Raw genomic sequence first — 18,167 nt, 5'->3', positions numbered from 1 at the left:
ATTTTTTATTTGGGTATGTTATGCCTTTCCGGCATTCTACCCTCGACATGGCCGACATTCTCCCCACCTCACCCAAGCGCGGTTTTTCGCAGTGGTTTGGATCAGGAGCGCTGGTGGCTCTGGCCGTCCTCCTGGCAGGAAGATTCGCTGCAGAAAAGTTGCGTGGGCTGCCCCACTTTGATGAGCGGGGCGGGATGGATGCCTACGGAGCGGTGGAGACCTACTATCTGAAAAAGAATCCGAATCCCGTGGAGGTCGCCTGCTTTGGCACGAGCCAGAGCGTCTTTGGAATCTCCGAGAGTGAAGTGGCCACCTGTCTGGGAGAAAAGGCGGAACGTGTGCGCAATCTCGGAACCCCCGGGGGGACGCCGTTCGACATGTGGAGTCTCGTGCGCCGGAATCCAGAGAGCTTCAAGGACTTGCACCTTGCGGTGGTGGAGATCAACCCGTTTGTCCTGCAAAAAGGGCTGGAAGGGGATGACCGCATGGTGCTGAGTTTGAGCCAGAAAGCGACTCTGCATGAGCGGCTCACGATTGCCAGCGCCCAGATGCGGAGGCGGCAGTTGATGGATCTCGTGCTGCCGCTCTACTCAGCCCGCCGATCTCTGCGCACGGTCTTTTTTAACGTGCTTGATCCCTGTCCGGGAAATGCGCTATGTCCCTGTCCGGAGCAGAAGGCTCTGCCCGCTGCCGGTTGGGTGGTGAATCGAGCCCATCGCGACAATCGCGAACGTCAGAAGGCCTCCCCAGACATGGTCGCCCGACGCTTCTTTGGCAACTGGAGGGTGTCAGAGCTCCAGGACGAGTCGTTACGGAATCTTCTGGCCTGGCTCGATGAGCACAAGGTGCCGGTGGTGTTGCATCAGATGCCCGTACATCCCGAGGTGGTGAAACTCGTGAAGTCGGATCCGCGGTACATGAAGGGGTTCCAGCAGTTCTCTGACTATGTGGCTTCTCTCAAGCCAGCTCCCGCGGCCGTGATTCAGATCCTGGACACGGATGAGTGTGGCGCAGGTGAGGACGACCTCGCCGACCGCACCCACTTAAACCAGTTGGGGGCGAGCATCTACTCGCGATACCTGGCTGAGAAGATCAAGTCCGTTCCCGGACTGACCGTGACCGTGACTCAGGGCGGCTAAGATTTGAATATCCCCAGGAGAGCAGCCGGAGCCGCTCATGGGTCACCGCCCGGATCTCGCCGGAAGTCAGACCGTCCGTGACGGTCTCTTGAAGCATCGGAGGGGAGGGGGATTCCATGGTGGAGGGAGGTCTGGCGGAGCGACTGCGACCGTCACTTAGCGGACCTGGAAGTTGGTGAAGCCTTCCTGCTGTGACCGGGGCACGTACTGGTCGTCTGGCGAGGGTTCACCCAGTACTGGAGCCCCGCCGTAAAGGGAGTTGTAGTGTTCCATCTGGCGGGCGGTTTTGCGTGAGGTGGGCTTGCGTGCGTTGACGGGGCTGCTGCACGCCGCCAACAGCATGAGGGTGAGGCATAGGGACGCCGGGGCCAGGACAGGGGGGCGGTCGCGCTTGGTTCGCATGAGGATGATGTAAAACCATTTTGATTGCGAAGGCAACTTCCCCCGCATGCCTCACAACCAGCGCGGTGCGGCAGGGCGAATCGGGGGTAGACGGCCTGGCAAAACCAAGCCGCGATTTTTGACACCCATGATTCTCGATGCCACCTGCCAGTTGGACTATGAATGCTCCACTTCCATTTCTGCCGTGTTCATGCTGCGCCCGCGCAGTGGGTGGGCCCAGTGGATCATGAAAGAGTCCTTTCATCTCCAGCCCCGAGTGCCGGTGGTGGAGTTTGACGATCTCTATGGCAATCTCTGCCAGCGGCTCGTCATACCCAGAGGACGGCTTCACCTGTCTGTGGAGTACCGGGCGGATGTGGCGGATGGCGTGGATGTGGATCTCATGGCACCCATCCTCCCGGTGGAGCAACTCCCCACCGAGGTGATGCACTACCTGCTTCCAAGTCGGTATTGCCCATCAGATCAACTGGGTAAACTGGCGCTTCAGGTGGCGGGAAACTCTCCCCGCACCTACTTGAGGGTGGCGCGCATCCGCACCTGGATTCACCGGAACGTCACCTATCAACCGGGGGCGAGCCACTCCTCCACCTCCGCCAGGGCTTACGCATGAAGGAGGCCTAGCATTTGGAGCCTGAAGGCCGGGTCCATGGTGGCGATTTTGCGCTTCCTGCGCAGGCTGACTTTTGCTGGGTGCCGGTGCAGGGTGGTGATGACCATTTCGCGCAGGATGGTGAGGTTGTGGGCCGCGTTGCGGTCCCTCACCTGGCAGTGGTCCTCATTGAAGGTCACATCCAGCACCCAGTGGCAGCGGTTTTCAACACTCCAGTGTCCGCGCACCAGTTTGGCAAGGCGTTCCACATCGGCTTTGAAGCTGCACAGGAAGTAGTGCACCTCTTCCAACGGCGGCCCATCGTGGCTGCGCTGCACCTGGCGGCGCACCTGTGCCACGCTTTGCAGTCCGGCCCATTTCCAGCTCTTGTGGTACCAGTCAAGTTCCTCAGTGATGGTGTACTCACGTCTTTCACAGCGCCCGTGGGAGAGTTCCAGCGTCACGCTTTTGCGATGGTGGGAGGGGCTGAGGTCCAGGCGCTCGGCTTCCGTGAAGTGCTTTCTTACAGTCTCATGAGCCGTTGGGTGGTTGGCCTTGAGTGCCAGGACATAATCGGCCCCTGCCCCGGTGATTTGCTCGGCAATGTGAGCTTGGGTGCCCATGGCATCAATGGTGACGGTGGCCCCTTTGAGTTGCAGGCTTTCCAGCAGACGGGGAATGGCCTCAATTTCGTTGCTCTTCTCATGGCAGGTGATCTGCCCGGCGCTGAGGTGGTAGTCGTCCACCCAGGCCCGTAGTAAATGGACCAAGTGCCTGCCGGTTTCAGCGTTGTGAGTGCCGCGCAGAGCTTTGCCATCTATGGCAATATGTCTGCCCTCAAGGTCGCCACACCAGCCCGTGAGCACCTCAAGCAGGGCCTGCGGTTGTATGGCCATGAGCACATTGCGAAACACGTCGTGGGACGGAGCCCCATGCTTCAGAGGAAGAAAGCTTTGCAGCCACGACAGCTGGCTCTGGGCAAAATCCCCCATATCCAAATAGCTTTCGCCATCGCAGAGAGTCGAACAGAAAGCGATGATGAGCACCTCATCAATGCGATGACGTACTTTGCCAGCCTGGCGGGGATCATGAATCTGGGCAAATTTGGCCCGGAGGGCTTCCAAAGTGCCTTGAGGAGGAAGGGAGTGGGTCACTCTCCCAGCTTAAACAGCGGTGCCCTGTAGAAAAATCATATCGTTAAGAGATGTTAAGTTTTCTCACTCTGTTCATGCGTAAGCCCTGCACCTCCGCTCTGGATACCGCTCAGAGCCGGGTAGGCGTGTGCCGGGACTTCGCGCACCTGGGGATCAGCCTATGCCGGGCACTGAACATTCCGGCGCGGATGGTGGTGGGCTTTTTGCATGAACTCCATCCCATGGACCTGCATGCCTGGTTTGAGGCCTATCTGGGAGGGCGGTGGTTCACCTTCGATGCGACCGAGGACGTGACCAAGGGCAACCGCATCGTGGTGGCCTATGGGCGGGATGCTGCCGACGTGGCGCTGGCGACGTTGTTTGGTCCATTCAAACTCCAAGCGATGCGCGTGACGGTGGGGGAGGTTTTGCGCCAGTGAATGGCAAATAGTGGGGAAGAAACGCCTGCGGCTGGTTATTTGGATAAAGGGGTGCCTGCAATCCCGTCTGTTTACCCCATCCGTTTCTTCCTCTCTCACCGTATGAGCATCTCATTGAGTCGTCCTTGGCCGTCATTGCTGCTGGCGGTTGCCGCGTCCGTATCTGCCGTTATCGGACCCGATACCCTGGTTGCCCAGTCTGCATCTTCATCTGCCCAGCAGGTGCTTCCCGAGGCCGGGCGGATCGTTTTTCTGGGAGACAGCATCACGGCGGATGGCAAGTACGTCGAGTATGTGGAAACCGTGCTGCTGGCCAGGAGCCCCAAGCGGTATGAAATCATCGATCTGGGGCTCTCCAGCGAGACAGTTTCCGGACTTTCTGAGGATGGGCATGCAGGCGGGAAGTTTCCGCGTCCGGACCTGCATGAACGGCTGACCCGGGCTCTGGACAAAACCAAGCCGCAACTCGTGGTCGCCTGCTACGGGATGAACGACGGGATCTACCACCCGTACAGTGACGAGCGGTTTGGGAAATATGAATCGGGTATGGGAGACCTGCGCAGGGAGGCGTCTGCAAGGGGTATCGCGGTCACGCATCTGACGCCGCCGGTGTTTGATCCGGTGCCGATCAAGGACAAAGTCCTGCCGGCAGGCCTGGACGCCTACCCGAAGCCTTTCGTGGGGTACGATGAAGTGTTGGGCCGATATGGCGCCTGGCTCCAACGGATGGCAGACAGCGAAAAATGGGTGGTGGTGGACATCCATGGAGCCATGACCAAAGCTCTCGATGAGAAGCGCAAGGCAGATCCCGCCTTTACATTTGCCCGGGACGGGGTGCACCCGAACGCGGAAGGGCACTGGGTGATGGCGCAGCCGCTGCTGAACGCCTGGGGCGTAAAACACGATTACCAGGTAGAAGACCTGACGGCTCCTCAAGGCAGGCTGTCCGCCCTCTACAAGGCGGTAGCTGCCCGCCAGCGTCTGATGAAGGCGGCCTGGATGAGCGATGTAGGGCACAAGCGTCCCGGCGTGGCCCCAGGGTTGCCCCTGCCAGAAGCGCAAGCCAAGGCGGCGGCGCTGACGACTGAGATCCAGGCCCTGCTGGCGGCGGGACCTTCCGCCTGGGTGGGTGTGGCCAAACCGGAGACCCCCGCACCGGGTTTGGTTGCTGTAGCAGCGCCGTTTCCCGGCAAAAAGAGCGACTGGAAGGGCTATGATCGGTATGAGTTCGACGTGGAAGGGCACGTGGCGAGTGTGGTGGTGCCCAAAAGCGCCGCGAAAGGGAAACCATGGGTCTGGCATGGGGAGTTCTTTGGGCACAAGCCTGATCCGGATGTGGCCCTACTGGGCAAGGGTTTCCACATTGTGTACCTGAAGGTGAATGACATGCTGGGCTGTCCGGCAGCGGTGCAGTATTGGAACGGCCTCTACAAGGTTCTGACGGAGCAGTATGGCCTGGGAGCGAAGCCGGCGCTGGTGGGGCTGAGCCGAGGTGGCTTGTACTGCTACAACTGGGCCATCGCCAACCCGGACAAGGTCTCCTGCATCTATGCGGATGCGCCGGTCTGCGATTTCAAGAGCTGGCCGGGCGGGAAAGGGAAGGGGAAGGGTGACCCCAAGAACTGGCAGTTGGTTTTGAAACTCTGGGGATTCAAGGACGAGATGGAGGCTGCGGCCTACAAGGGGAATCCGGTGGACAACCTCCAACTCCTGGCGCAGCGCAAGGTGCCGCTGCTCCATGTCTATGGCGATGCGGATGATGTGGTGCCTTGGGACGAGAACACCGGCGTGATCGCCACTCGCTATCGCGATCTCGGCGGGCCCATTGAGTTGATCGAGAAAAAGGGCGTGGGCCACCATCCGCACGGCCTGCAGGACAGCGCTCCCATTGTAGAGTTCATTCTCAACCACGCCAGCGTACCCACGAAGGCTGCCTCATAAGGGCATTGCGGGGCGGGAACCCACACAGATTGTCAAAAATCGCTTGCGAGGGGCGTTTTCAGAGGTCGGTTTACAGTCCCTGCCACAAGGCGGGGCGGTGCGTCACCGGACGTGTCCGGTGAACTGCTGCCAGTCCTGTCCCATCCACCTCTGACTTCTCTCGCGATGAATCTTTTCTTGAAGCATGCTTGGCCGACCCCCGTGCTGTCTGCCCTGATTGCCATCTGCGCGGGGGTGATGGCGGGAAATGTCTCCGCGCAAAATTCTGCCTCCGGCTACTCGGTGGGGAAGGTGGGTGAACTCCCCAAGGTTGATCGCATCCTCTTCCTTGGCGACAGCATCACGGCAGATGGCAAGTACATTGAGTACGTGGAGACCATCGTGCTGGCCACGAGCAAAAAGCGGTACGACATGATCAACCTGGGGCTGGCCAGCGAGACGGTTTCCGGGCTGACGGAGAACGGGCACGCGGACGGGAAGTTCCCACGGCCCAATTTGCATGAACGTCTCGTCAGGGCACTGGAGAAGACCAAGCCCCAGCTCATCGTTGCTTGCTATGGCATGAATGATGGCATCTACCACCCGTATCGGGATGACCGCTTCAACAAGTTCGTGGCCGGGGTGCAGGTCGTCCGGGACCGCGCCTGGGATCGCAAGATCGCCGTCACCCATCTCACCCCGCCCGTATTCGACCCTCTGCCTATCAAGGACAAGGTCCTGCCAGCAGGGAGAAATTCTTATCCGCAGCCGTTCGAGCGCTACAACTCGGTGCTCGACCGCTACACCCTGTGGATGAACGGGAAGAGCCGCCGTACCGGGTGGCGTGTGGTGGATGTGCACAAGGCCATGGCGGACTACTTGGAGGAGAAGCGCAAGGCGGATCCAGAATTCACCATGGCCAAAGACGGGGTGCACCCCAATGAAGAGGGGCACTGGGTCATGGCCCAACCGCTGCTCGCCTCATGGGGAGTGAAGCATGACTACAAGCTGGAAGATATGACGACGCCCGAGGGACGGCTGGGCAAGCTCTATGCGGTGGTTGCAGAACGCCAGCGCCTCATGAAGGCCGCCTGGTTGAGTGAGGTGGGGCACAAGCGGCCTGGGGTGAAAGCCGGGCTGCCGCTGGAGGAGGCCCAAGAGAAAGCCGCGGCGTTGACCACGGAGATCGAGGCGATTTTGAAGGGTGGCCCAGCGGTCCTGGCCGCGACTTCTACTCCGCAGGCATCTGTTCCTTCTGCGGTGCCGATTCCTGAACCAGGGGCCAGCGTCGGCGCTCCCATGACGGTCGCTCCCGCAACCCCAACGGGAGAGGCTGCACCAGCACCCGCTCCTGTGGGGGCACCCCCGCCGCCCCCCATGGTGGTGGCAACTCCTGCTCCGCAACCGGAGGCTGCTCCAGCACCCCAACCCGCGCCACTTCCAGCGCCAGCCCCGGCGCCGCAGGTCTCCCTCTCTTCGCCCCTGCCTCCCGCGCCGATGGTGGCCGCCGCCACCTTGGTGAAGGCGGAGCCGGTCCCCATGTCTGCCCCTGTGCCTCCTCCGGCTTTGAAGAATCCCGGTGTGCCCCCGCCGCCAGGGATCAGTGTGGACTCCTCCGCAGAGGCTGAAGGTCCTGCGCTTTTCCCTGGGCGTCGCAGCAAGTGGCAGGGCTTTGACCGCTATGACTTCGATGTTAATGGTCCGCTGGTGACGGTGGTGGCCCCCACGACGGCAGCCAAGGGCAAACCCTGGGTGTGGCATGGTGAGTTCTTTGGCCACAAGCCGGATCCCGATGTGGCCCTGCTGGAAAAAGGTTTCCACATCGCCTACATGCGCGTGAGCGACATGCTCGGAAGTCCTCCTGCGGTGAAGCACTGGAATGCTTTTTATGCCGTGCTCACGAAGCAGTATGGGTTCAACAAGAAGCCTGCCCTGGTGGGGCTGAGCCGTGGTGGTCTCTATTGCTACAACTGGGCCATTGCCAACCCGGACAAGGTGGCCTGCATCTATGGCGATGCGCCGGTGTGCGACTTCAAGAGCTGGCCGGGTGGCAAAGGCAATGGCAAAGGCGATGCGAAGAACTGGCAGCTGGTGATGGATCTCTGGGGGTTCAAGGACGAAGCCGAGGCGCTTGCGTACAAGGGCAATCCGGTGGACAACTTGGAAGGTCTGGCCAAACGCAAGGTGCCGATCATCCATGTGTTTGGCGATACCGATGACATCGTACCCTGGCAGGAGAACACCGGCCTGGTGGCTGAGCGTTATCGCAAGCTAGGTGCCCCGATTGAATTGATCGCGAAAGCGGGCGTGGGGCATCATCCCCATGGGTTGCAGGACAGCACCCCCATCGTGGAGTTCATCCTCAAGCATGCGGCATCGCCTTCGCGCCGGTAGTGCCTGACTCAGGCCGGGGCTGCAGGGCTCCGGTCACGTTGTGCGGTTCGTTGCTTGCCACGACCGTTGAGACCCACTAGAAAGCGGGATGGTTTCGATCTCCATCAAGCACGTCACAAAACGCTTCGGCCAGGTCTTTGGCCTGAATGACGTGAGCCTGGAGATCCTGCGCGGGGAGATGTTCTTCCTGCTCGGGCCGAGCGGTTGTGGGAAAACGACTCTGCTGCGTCACATCGCCGGATTCTACCGTCCGGACAAAGGGCAGGTGCTTTTCGACGGGGAAGATGTGAGTGGGCTGCCGCCGCATCGGAGAGGGGCCGCCATGATGTTCCAGAGTTATGCCCTATGGCCGCACATGGATGTGGCGGCAAATGTGGCCTTTGGGCTGGAGGAGCGCCGCCGCCCGGCGAAGGAGATCGATCGCCGGGTGGAAGATGCCCTGGGCATGGTGAAGATGGACGGGCTGGGGGACCGACGGATATCGCAACTGAGCGGGGGACAGCAGCAGCGCGTGGCTTTGGCCCGGGCGCTGGTAGTGCGACCGCAGGTGCTGCTGTTGGATGAACCGCTCTCCAACCTGGATGCACGTCTGCGGATTGAAATGCGTTCCGAGATCCGCCGGATCTGCCGCGACTCCGGTTTGACGGCAGTCTATGTGACCCACGATCAGAAGGAGGCGCTGAGCATGGCGGACCGGATGGCGGTGATGGACGGCGGCAAGATCGTCCAGGTGGGGACGCCTCCGCAGATCTACTGCCAGCCCGCCAGCAAGATGGTGGCCGCCTTCATCGGGGAGACGAACCTGATCAATGGTACGGTGAAACAACAGAGCTACCGTGCCGGTCTCTGGGATGTGGACACGCCCTGTGGCATGTTGCGGGGCAGCCCGAGCGGAGAGTTCGTGCCTGTGGCTGGTCAGCCGGTGACCTTGTCCATCCGGCCGGAGGCCCTTTTTCTAGGGGAGGTGGGGGACTCTCCCAATCGCTTCTTTGGGAACATCATCGAGACCACCTATCTCGGCGAGATGGTGCAGTACGAGCTTTGTACCAGGGATGGGACATTGCTCCGCATCAGTGAGATGAACCCCTCCACGCTGTACCAGCCTGGGCCGGATGAGTTGCGGCTGATGGCGCGCACGGAGGATGTGCTGATCATGCGGCAGTAGAGCCCGCTGCGCGGGAGACACAAGACGCAAGACCTGGGGTTTTGTCGGGGACAGGTGATCAGGGGGGAGCATTGGCACACTGGTCCCCGTCGGGGCGGGAGCGGAGAGGAATACGCAGCATAGTCCTGGCGGCACTGGCCACTCCAGCACCGCAGCCTCAACCACCGCTACTTCTTCGACTTCAAATACTCCACAAGATCCCGGATCTGGGCGTCGCTCAGGCGGGCCACCATTCCTTCGGGCATGATGGAGACGGGGAGGTGCTCACGTTTGGTGATTTCCTCAATCTTCACATCAAACGAGCGCCCATCCAGACCGACGTAGGTGTGGACATTGCCGCGCTCCATGAGCTGGAAGGCGGTGCGCGCCTTTCCATCACTGGTGGTCAGGTTGTAGGACTCGTACAGGGGTGGGACGTTGCGGCTGGGCTGAAGCAAGGATTCAAGGATATAATCTGGTGATTTGGTGGCACCGATGGTGGAGAGGTTGGGGCCAGCGGGGCTGCCCACGCCATCGATCCGATGGCAGAGGACGCAACCACCAAGCCTTGGGTGGAAGAACACCTCGCGCCCCTGTGCGAGATCGGGCTTGCCGGGCACTGCAGCCAGGTATTTTTCCCATGCCGGGATGTCATTGAGCGGGGGCCGGCCGGCGGGAGGAGGCGGCAGCGGGGATTCGCTCATGGCGAGTTCCTTGGCCCGCTTCATGATCGGATCGGAGTCCATGCTGAGGATGCCCAGAGCTTTCTTGTCCTCCTCATTCAAGGTCATGCGCATCAATGCAGAGGATCTGGCCTCGGGAGACTTCTTGGGATCAAACGCGACCTGTCGGAGCAGGCCCTCGCGGTTGTTGTCGCGGAGGGAGCCGATGATCTGGGTGACAAACTCCTGGAAGGCACCGTCACCCTCATTCAGAAGGGGCGCGAGATCGGCAGCCAGCAGTTGATGTTCGCGATCCGGCAGTATTTCCAGAGCGGCACGCTTGAGGCGGTATGGCGTCTGGGCATCCGAAAGGCGGGCTTTCAAGCGCTTGATGAGATCGGCCTCCTGGATCTGCTCGGATTCAAGGCGCCCCAGTGCGGTGATGCCGGCGTAGAACAGTGCTGGTGTGAGATCAGGATCGGTCAGCAGCTTTTCGACATCCGTCTTGTAGTCCGCCATCCGGTTGTCGGAAACCCACTTCAGAGCGAGGAGGCGGACGGTGGGATCGGAATCGGTGAGGAATTCCTTGGGCAGGAGGAGGGGCTCTGCTCCAGTACGTTTGGCATCACGGCTCAGCGCCAGGAGAAGTCCCTGCCGCTGGCGGGGGTAGGGGAGTTTGTTGTCCTTTAGAATCCAGAGCAGGTCCTGCTCTCTGGACATCCGGGTGATGGCGGCGGAGAAGGTCCAAGGGTTGGGATCATTGAGCCATTCAGCAGCCTCCAGCGGGGTGACCTTTTCCTTGTTCAGGATCTTGTCGAGTTGCTCCTGCTTCCAGGCAATGCCGCTTTTTACTGCGAGCGGGCCCTTCAAGTCGGTCGCTTTTTTGGCGGAGATTCGCCAGATTCGCCCTTTGCCGTGCAGTTCGTAGTCTCGCTTCACCCAGTCACTCACATAGATGGAACCATCTGGAGCCGTGGCAAAGGCGACCGGGCGGAAGTCGTTGCCACCCTGAACCAGAACTTTTTTCTCCGCCGAGAGGTAGGCGTGGGCGGTGTCGGGCAGGGAGTAGGCCTCGATGGTGTGATCCACCCAGGAGGCCACGAGCAGGCTGCCGTGCCATGGTGCGGGCAGACCCCGGAATCCCTTGGTCGCGCCTGGGGCATAGAAGGTGATGTCGCACGGGGCCTCGCCGGTGGCGGCGAGCATGGGCAGTGTCCCAGGCAGTTCTCCGTCCCAACTGATGAAGGGGTGCAGACCGCTGCGGCCGTAGCGGAACTGGTAGCCGTAGTCGCCACCCTCGATGACATGGTGCAAACGGCAGGGGGGGCGGGAATCAGGATCATTGTCTGTGGCGAACACGTCGCCCCAGGAATCCACGCAGACTCCAAAGGGGTTCCAGAACCCGGTGGCGACACGCCGCAGCCTGCCGCCTTCGACGGTGGCGTGAAAGATGTTCCCGCCTTCCCCTTGGTCACTGTGCTTGCTGCCGTCTGATCCCGCCAGCGTGTACGCGGCACCCAGATTCTCTCCCATTCCGAAGTAAAGGCCGCCGTTGCCGTCAAAGGCCAGTCCACCCAGACCATTGTGTGGATAGTTTCCGTCCGTCTCAAGAGAGACGAGCTTTCGGTCCACCTGCTCAGCCTTGCCGTCCCCGTCTGCATCCCGGAGTCGGAAGATCTCATTGCGCGTGGCAACATAAACGGAGCCATCCGGGGCCGTGGCTAGATCCAGGGTCATGCTGGTGCCTTCGAAAAACACGTTGGCCTTCTCGGCCTTGCCGTCGTTGTCGGCGTCTTCCATCCAGAGAATGCGGTCGTGCTCTGGTCCCTGGTAGCCGGGGGGGCGGAAATGGGTGTTGCTTTCGATGACGAGCAGCTTGCCGTCCTGGGTAAAAGTCAGCCCGATGGGGGTGCGCAGAAGGGGATCGCTGGCAAAGAGGTCCACCTTGAGGCCTGGGTCCACCACCGTGGGGGGCTCGATTTTTTCTTTCGAAGTGCCGCCGCCCCCGTTCTGGCCCCATGCAGGGGGCATCAGCAGCAGGAAAAGTCCAGCCGTCAGAGACAAGGCCGGGATTGGCGGGAGGGAAACACCGTTCATCAGCGCCAGTTTACGCAACGGTTGACAAGGAAACAATCCGGGAGTCATGATCTTTGCTCGATGGATCGAAAGGCCAGAGTCGTTCGGTCCGTCCAGTACGCCCCGCCTGCCTCTGCATGAACTTCCTGCCCACCCTCACCGGCTGTTTTGCCAAGCCCGTCGCCGAAAATCCCACCGTGGTGATGATGGAGGCGGCATTCCGGCATCATGGGCTGCACTACCTCTATGTGAACATGGAGGTGGCTCCTGGAGATCTGGCAGACGCCGTGCGCGGTGCCAAGGCTCAGGGGTATGTGGGATTCAACTGCAGCCTGCCGCACAAGGTGGCAGTGATTGAGCATCTGGATGGTCTGGGCGAAGCGGCCCGGTTGATCGGGGCCGTGAATTGCGCAGTGAAACGTGGGGACCAGTGGATCGGGGAAAATACCGATGGCAAAGGCTTCCTCAACAGCCTGCAGGAGGTGGCAGACCCCAGCGGGCAGCATGTCGTCATCCTGGGGGCGGGTGGCGCAGCCCGTGCCATCGCCGTGGAGCTGGCCCTGGCGGGAGCGAGGAAATTCACCATCGTGAACCGCTCCGAGGACCGCGGCATGGAACTGGCGACCCATGTCACGCGAAACACGCCTGCCGCAGCGGTGTTTGTGCCGTGGACCGGCCCCTTTGCCATCCCCGGTGATGCCGGGGTGGTGGTGAATGCGACATCCATAGGGCTGTATCCGGACGTGGATGACATGCCTGAGATTGATCTGGCCTCCTTGAAGCCGGAGATGGTGGTGGCGGATGTCATTCCCAATCCCCCCTATACCCGGCTATTCAAGGAGGCTGAGAACCTGGGCTGCAAGGTGCTGGATGGGCTGGGCATGCTTGTGAACCAGGGGGCGACGAATATCGAGTATTGGTCAGGTGTTTCCCCAGACAAGGGCGTGATGCGGGAGGCGCTGGCGAGGTTGTTTGACTAGAGGTGGCCGATTCCATGGGGAATCCTTCGGGTTCGAGGGCGAACGATTGTCTTGCCTCGTGATGGGGCAATTTGATGTCAGCTTGGAGCCCGGAGGGAACTGATCGTAGTACAAACAGAAACCCGCCCAAGTCCTAAAGACGCCTTCTCCTCCTCGTCACCCCAGCTGCCAGGGCCGCCGTCAGCAGCACCAACCTGCCCGGCTCGGGGACGTTGGTGATGGAGATGATGCCGTCGGTGTAGAGCTTGCTGGTATCCCACGAAAGATCACCGCTCAATCCGGGGAGGGAGAGGACGCTGAACTCTCCCGTGCGGGACCCGAGGCCGGACCAGTCAAAGAGTTTCCAGGAATCGTTCACAGCCCACTCCATCATGTCCGCAGGGTTGTTGATGAGCAGGGTGGCTCCGTTCTCGATCACCAGGGAGCCGTTGATGACCATGACATCCGCTGCGGTGCTGTCGCTGGTGTTGTTTCCTAACGTCTGGCCATGGAACAGGTCGAGTGCGAGGCTGCTGCCAGTCTTGAAAGTGAGGGTGCCGATGCCGGTGGTGGCGATTTCAAGGCGGGCGGCTTGGGCGATGGTCAACGTGGAGTCACCCACCGCTACGGTGCCATTCACGGTGATGTTCGACCCTGCGCCCGGTGCGACCCGTCCGGTACCGCCCAGGGTCGCTCCCGCGGCCACGGTGACGTTTCCGGTGCCGGTGGCGGATCCGGGGCTGCCGCCGGTGTTCATGGCCAGGAGGGTGCCCGCCAGGATGTCTGTGCCGCCGCCGTGGGTGCTGGCCCCCGTGATGGCCCAGGTGCCAGTTCCGGTCTTCTCAATGCGGGTCAGAATGGAGGCGCTCGGATTGTTGATGCTGACGATGGAGTTGGCTCCGGTGTTGGTGCCACTGAGACGCAGGAGCCGCTCGACGGGATTGGACCCGCCCGCCTGCATCGCGGAGGTGAATTTCACCAAGCCGGTACCGTTGTTCTCAAGTACCGCCACGACCGAAATGATCTCGTTGGGAAGATCAGAGTTTGAAATGCGGACCACGCGGTTGGTGGAGGAGTCCGTACTTCCGATGTAGCGGAGCACGGAGTAGGCATTGAGGCCAGTCGAGCCGGTCGTGCGGTTCGAGAGGTCTATGATGCCGGAGTCTGCGGTGAGGCCGGTGCCATTGAAGGTGCCGGTGCCCAGGGAGCTGACTTGGCCGAGGTCGGCCAGCTTTTCCACCTCAATGATGCCAAAGGAGATCGTCGTCTTCCCTGCATAGGTGTTGTTCGCACCCAAAATCAGCGGGGCGTTGTCGGCCGCCATACGGATGCTGATGTTGTTCTCATACTCTCCGGTGCCGCCGATGTAGCCCTTGCGGAAGTCGCTGGTGATGTTTGAGCCATCCAGCAGGAAGGTGGAGAGCAGGGAGCCTCCGCCGACCAGGGCGTTTTGTGTGCCGTAGCCGTCGATTTGCAGCCAGTCTGAATAGACCAGAATAGAGGTGCTGTTGTTGCCGATCTTGAACTTGCCACTGGTGGAGCCTCCGCCCAGGGTGTACTGGCCGGCGGTGTTGATGTTGCCTGTGCGGAGGTGCAAGGTACCTTCTACCACCTTGGTGGTGCCGGAGTAGTTGTGAGTGGCCGTGTCCAGGATGACGGTGCCTGCGCCGCTCTTGGTGAGAGAGGTGCTGGTGTTTGTGCCACCCAGGTTGTTGTCGATGTTCGCGGTAATGATGAGATCGCCCAAGGTGTTGTTCTGCACGATGACCAGATCAGAAGTGGTGAATGACAGTCCGGTGGAATTGCTTCGAAGGATGCCGCCGTCGATGTAGGTCGCGTGCGCTCCCACGCCCTCACCGACAAGGATGCCCCCAGTGGTGAGTGTGTTGCCTTCGCCTATGCCGATGTAGTTGATCTGAGAGGCATTGAACCGCAGGCTGCTGGTGTCAGCGCTTGCGGCCAGTGTGATGGTTCCGGCACCCAGCACGACGTCAGCATTTCCTGACAAGGTGGTGGAGGTGCTGGCGGTGTAGCCGTCCACAATGCTGGATAGTCCCACGACCTGACGCCGCCCATCCACCGCTCCGGTGGTGGCGGCCCAGTCGTTTTTACCCCAGGTGACGGAGGCGGTGCCATCATGGGTGATAATGGCATCGTTCACTCCGCCGGTGGTGGTGTAGCTGCCAGCGGTGGGTGGGGTGAACTCCAGAACGCTGCCGGAGAGTGCCCGGGAGATGTTCCCGAATGAGACGTTCATGGCCGTGGCACCGTTCTGCACCGTGGTGATGTAGGACTGGCCGACGCCGATGGCCAGATTGCCAAACTGCTGGCTGGTGGTGGTGCCCGACCGCCCGGTGAGGCGCAGGGTGCTGCCGGAGATGGTGAGCCCGCCCGGGGTGGACAGGCCGTTGTAGAGGAGGTTCGTGGAAACGCCCGCGCCGCCGAAGTCAAGGTGCAACTCACCTGCGCTGAGGGTGGTGGTGCCGTCATAGTTGCTGGCGGCGTGCAGCGTCATGGTGCCACTGCCGTCCTTGGTGATGGAGAAGATGCCGGTGCTCTGCCTGGAGATGGCATCGAGCACCAGGATGTTTCCTGCGCCGCCGAAGCTGAGCGCCCGGTTGGTGCTGGAGTTGTCTTTGATGATGGCGCTGCCACTCGCGACATCCAGGGTGAGAGTCCCGTCCAGTGACTGGATGCGGGAAGTGCCGTTGACTGTGATGAGCCCGGTGTAGCTGTTGTCCCCGCCTGTGCTGCGCAGACCTCCGCTCTGGTTGGTGCCGGTGCTGCCCAAGGTGAAGGTTTCGGCCACGGTCCACCCGTTTCCGTAAAGTTCCACCGCACCGGTGCCGGAGACTGTGGTGGTGCCTGCGGCAGTGCCCAGCGCGTTGACGTGGCCAATGCGCAGGATGCCATTGCTCACGGCGGTCGCAGTGGTGTAGGCGTTGTCGCCGTTCACTACCATCAAGCCGCTGCCGTCTTTCGTAAAGGCGGTGCCAGTGGAGGAGTTGATCCGGCCGTTGACGACCAGGGTGCCAGCCCCGCCAAAATTCAAGGTGTTGGAGGTGGAGCTGACGGTAATCACGTTGGTGGCGAGGGTGGCCCCCTGAAGCGTCAGCGTGTCGGCATCTACATTGATACGGCCCGGCCCGGCCAGGGTGAGAAGCCCCGTCAGGGTGTTGTTGCCGTTCACACTGCGCAGGGCTCCGTCATTGCTCACTCCGGTCCCCGCAAAGCTAATGGCTTCTGCCGAGGAGACGTCCCCGGAGAGGCGCAGTGCGGCCCCCGCGAGGACAGTGGTGGAACCCGCTGTGGTGCCCAGCGCCCCTGGGTGACGTATCTCCAGGGATCCGCTGGCGATCTGGACGCTGCCTGTAAAGGTGTTGTCACCATCCAGTACGACATTGCCAGAGCCGTTGATGTAGAGGTTGACGGGGCCAGCGGCATTGTTCACGATCTGGGAATGGACCGTGAGTGTGGCGCTGGGAGACATGTTGGTGAGGAAGAGACTGGCCCCGGTGGCGGTGCCTGCCGTGAGCTTTCCCGCGCTGCCGGCGCGTCCCACGATCAGATCCCTGGCTCCGCCTGTTATCTGGATGCCGGCGGTTTGGCCAAGCTGCAGTTGATTGCCAGTGCCAATGTCGAGCAGGCGCTTTGAGACGGTGTCGGTTTGAGAGATGGACGCCACCGTCGCTGACTCGCTGGCGGTCACAACGGCGCGGGAGGCATTCGTCAGCTGGAGATCCGTCGTGGCGGTGTAGGCGTTCAGCGTGGTGCCGAGAGCATGGGTGGTGGTGCCGGTGAAGCGGGTCACGAAGCCTCCGCTGGCCTGGGCCCACCCGCCGTTGCCGGAAGCATCTGCAATGGTTGCCCACGGACCGATCAGACCATTGGCCTGGGTGGTCGTGATGGTGCCCGAAGCTGGCGTGACAAACGCCAGAGTGGTGGATGCCTGCACACGGCTGATGGTGCCAAGCGAGAGGTCCATTGTCCCCCCCGTACCCGAGATGAGCGCCAAGCTGGACCGGGTGCCGGTGGCGCTGAGATTGCCGAAGCGCTGGCTGTTGGCCATCCCGTCCTTGCCCTGCAGCACCAGGGCAGCGCGACCGTAGGTGCCGCCGATGAGTTCCAGCATCCCGGCGCTGGTCACGTTGTTGTAAAGAATGTCGTCCTCTGGTGCGCCCGCACCATTGAAGTCCAGGATGGTGATGCCGCCCGCGACGGAGCTGGAGCGACCAAAGGTCGTTTTCCCCGTGTAGGTATTGACCCCGGTGATGGTCAGGATGGTATCCACTGCCGACGCGAAACGGGCGAAACCGTAGCTTCCTCCCTGCTCTGAGATGCCACCGGAAATGATGGCGTTCCCTGCGGACGTGTTGGTCATGATTCCTGCATCCGCTGTCAGAACGATGTCGCCCGTATAGGTGATGTTTGCGGAGTCCACCCGGATGGCTCCGTTGCCGACACCGTTGCCAGCGAGGTGAATATCGGTCACATAGGTCTGGCCGGTGCCGCTGGTGGCAAGAACGCTTCCCGCTTGAACCACCACTTTGTCCAGACCTTCGAGGGTGTTGTTACCTGCGGTCAGCAGGAAGATGCCCTTGGTGAGATCAGGGGCGGACTGGAGCGTCAGTGTGCCGGTGAGGTCGTTGTCATTGGCAAAACGGAGGTACTGGAAAGTGGCCGACAGCGTGCCGGAATCGCGGGCCATCGTGAGGTTGTGGGCTTTGACGGCGAGATTGAAGTTGATAAACAGAATGGTGCCAGAGCCGGAGGAACTGTTTTCCGCCGACGTGATGACGGCTCCATCGGCGAAGTTCAGCGTGCTGCCGTTGGTGGAACTGAAGGTGTGGGTCATGCCTCCGGCGAGGGTCGGGCCGGATTGAAGGCTGTTGAATCGCATGTTACGGACGAAGATGTTTTCCGCAAGGTTGATGGTGCCTCCGGTGACGCTGTTTGTGTTGCCAAAGGCGGCATCGTGGGCCCCGTCGTTGTTCCAGGTGGCGTTCTGGTTGAGGGTGAGGTCATACCAATTGAGAGCAGTGGTGTTCCAGTCTCCGCCGCCATTCTGCGCACCGGAATCGACGGGGGTAGGCACACCGTCAAATGTGAGCGTCTGAGCCAGGCCGGGAAGAGTCAGAAACGTACAAACAAGAAGTGGAAAAAATACGAATGTGATGTGTCTCATACGGCGGGGGCTGCTTGTGACGAGGTCGTGGACATCCCTTGTCCCGCTGAAGGCGGTATTTTTTTAGGGTAGTCTTGGGCCAGTGTTCACCAAGCAGCCAGCATGCCACTCCGGCAGAGGGTGT

At 61.2% G+C, this 18,167-nt stretch carries 10 protein-coding genes and 1 pseudogene; 7 read left to right on the top strand and 4 right to left on the bottom strand.

Features of this window, described 5'->3' with window-relative positions:
* Positions 1 to 47 precede the first annotated feature (47 nt).
* Positions 48 to 1,139, top strand: coding sequence for a hypothetical protein (locus VSP_RS22020; protein ID WP_009963402.1), 1,092 nt, complete (start codon positions 48 to 50; stop codon positions 1,137 to 1,139).
* Positions 1,140 to 1,295: 156 nt separating this feature from the next.
* On the opposite strand, the gene VSP_RS22015 is transcribed toward VSP_RS22020, so the two are convergent.
* Positions 1,296 to 1,541, bottom strand: a complete 246-nt coding sequence (locus tag VSP_RS22015; RefSeq protein ID WP_156345538.1) for a hypothetical protein — start codon at positions 1,539 to 1,541, stop codon at positions 1,296 to 1,298.
* 127 nt (positions 1,542 to 1,668) lie between these two features.
* Between VSP_RS22015 and VSP_RS36710 the strand changes: the two genes are divergently transcribed.
* On the top strand, positions 1,669 to 2,151 hold the full coding sequence (locus VSP_RS36710) for a transglutaminase-like domain-containing protein (RefSeq protein WP_009963398.1): 483 nt from the start codon (positions 1,669 to 1,671) through the stop codon (positions 2,149 to 2,151).
* Here the strand turns inward: VSP_RS36710 and VSP_RS22005 are convergent.
* A complete protein-coding gene (locus tag VSP_RS22005) occupies positions 2,142 to 3,284 on the bottom strand; it encodes an ISAs1-like element ISVsp7 family transposase (protein ID WP_053332335.1) in 1,143 nt (380 codons plus the stop codon). The two genes, VSP_RS36710 and VSP_RS22005, sit on opposite strands and share 10 nt — an antisense overlap.
* A gap of 89 nt (positions 3,285 to 3,373) precedes the next feature.
* Between VSP_RS22005 and VSP_RS36705 the strand changes: the two are divergent.
* From VSP_RS36705 to VSP_RS21975, 4 genes and pseudogenes are all read left to right on the top strand, one after another.
* Positions 3,374 to 3,703 (top strand): annotated as a pseudogene (locus VSP_RS36705) (transglutaminase-like domain-containing protein); the annotation flags it as partial.
* A gap of 102 nt (positions 3,704 to 3,805) precedes the next feature.
* The gene (locus VSP_RS41220) at positions 3,806 to 5,644 is read left to right on the top strand and encodes an SGNH/GDSL hydrolase family protein (protein WP_009963395.1); all 1,839 of its coding nucleotides are present in this window, start codon (positions 3,806 to 3,808) and stop codon (positions 5,642 to 5,644) included.
* A gap of 165 nt (positions 5,645 to 5,809) precedes the next feature.
* On the top strand, positions 5,810 to 8,017 hold the full coding sequence (locus VSP_RS43430) for an SGNH/GDSL hydrolase family protein (protein ID WP_009963394.1): 2,208 nt from the start codon (positions 5,810 to 5,812) through the stop codon (positions 8,015 to 8,017).
* A gap of 88 nt (positions 8,018 to 8,105) precedes the next feature.
* Positions 8,106 to 9,182, top strand: coding sequence for an ABC transporter ATP-binding protein (locus VSP_RS21975; RefSeq protein ID WP_009963393.1), 1,077 nt, complete (start codon positions 8,106 to 8,108; stop codon positions 9,180 to 9,182).
* Positions 9,183 to 9,349: 167 nt separating this feature from the next.
* Here VSP_RS21975 and VSP_RS21970 read toward each other — a convergent pair whose 3' ends face one another.
* Positions 9,350 to 11,920: a PVC-type heme-binding CxxCH protein gene (locus VSP_RS21970; RefSeq protein WP_029190666.1), complete on the bottom strand. Its 2,571-nt coding sequence runs from the start codon at positions 11,918 to 11,920 to the stop codon at positions 9,350 to 9,352.
* Positions 11,921 to 12,036: 116 nt separating this feature from the next.
* On the opposite strand from VSP_RS21970, the gene aroE reads away from it, so the two are divergent.
* A complete protein-coding gene (gene aroE, locus VSP_RS21965; RefSeq protein ID WP_009963390.1) occupies positions 12,037 to 12,879 on the top strand; it encodes a shikimate dehydrogenase in 843 nt (280 codons plus the stop codon).
* A gap of 133 nt (positions 12,880 to 13,012) precedes the next feature.
* Here the strand turns inward: aroE and VSP_RS21960 are convergent, their stop codons facing one another.
* Positions 13,013 to 17,953, bottom strand: a complete 4,941-nt coding sequence (locus VSP_RS21960) for a beta strand repeat-containing protein (protein WP_009963389.1) — start codon at positions 17,951 to 17,953, stop codon at positions 13,013 to 13,015.
* Positions 17,954 to 18,167 lie beyond the last annotated feature (214 nt).

The organism is Verrucomicrobium spinosum DSM 4136 = JCM 18804, assembly GCF_000172155.1.
Lineage (GTDB): Bacteria > Verrucomicrobiota > Verrucomicrobiia > Verrucomicrobiales > Verrucomicrobiaceae > Verrucomicrobium > Verrucomicrobium spinosum.
The sequence above is the reverse complement of the archived record's forward strand: the minus strand, read 5'-3'. Positions and strand labels throughout refer to the sequence as shown.

What these genes read in the sequence shown, in the direction of transcription:
- VSP_RS21970 (WP_029190666.1), bottom strand. Translation starts at nt 11,920, where the DNA reads ATGAACGGTGTTTCCCTCCCGCCAATCCCGGCCTTGTCTCTGACGGCT.
- VSP_RS22015 (WP_156345538.1), bottom strand. Translation starts at nt 1,541, where the DNA reads ATGCGAACCAAGCGCGACCGCCCCCCTGTCCTGGCCCCGGCGTCCCTA.
- VSP_RS43430 (WP_009963394.1), top strand. Translation starts at nt 5,810, where the DNA reads ATGAATCTTTTCTTGAAGCATGCTTGGCCGACCCCCGTGCTGTCTGCC.
- VSP_RS21975 (WP_009963393.1), top strand. Translation starts at nt 8,106, where the DNA reads ATGGTTTCGATCTCCATCAAGCACGTCACAAAACGCTTCGGCCAGGTC.
- VSP_RS41220 (WP_009963395.1), top strand. Translation starts at nt 3,806, where the DNA reads ATGAGCATCTCATTGAGTCGTCCTTGGCCGTCATTGCTGCTGGCGGTT.
- aroE (WP_009963390.1), top strand. Translation starts at nt 12,037, where the DNA reads ATGAACTTCCTGCCCACCCTCACCGGCTGTTTTGCCAAGCCCGTCGCC.
- VSP_RS36710 (WP_009963398.1), top strand. Translation starts at nt 1,669, where the DNA reads ATGATTCTCGATGCCACCTGCCAGTTGGACTATGAATGCTCCACTTCC.
- VSP_RS22020 (WP_009963402.1), top strand. Translation starts at nt 48, where the DNA reads ATGGCCGACATTCTCCCCACCTCACCCAAGCGCGGTTTTTCGCAGTGG.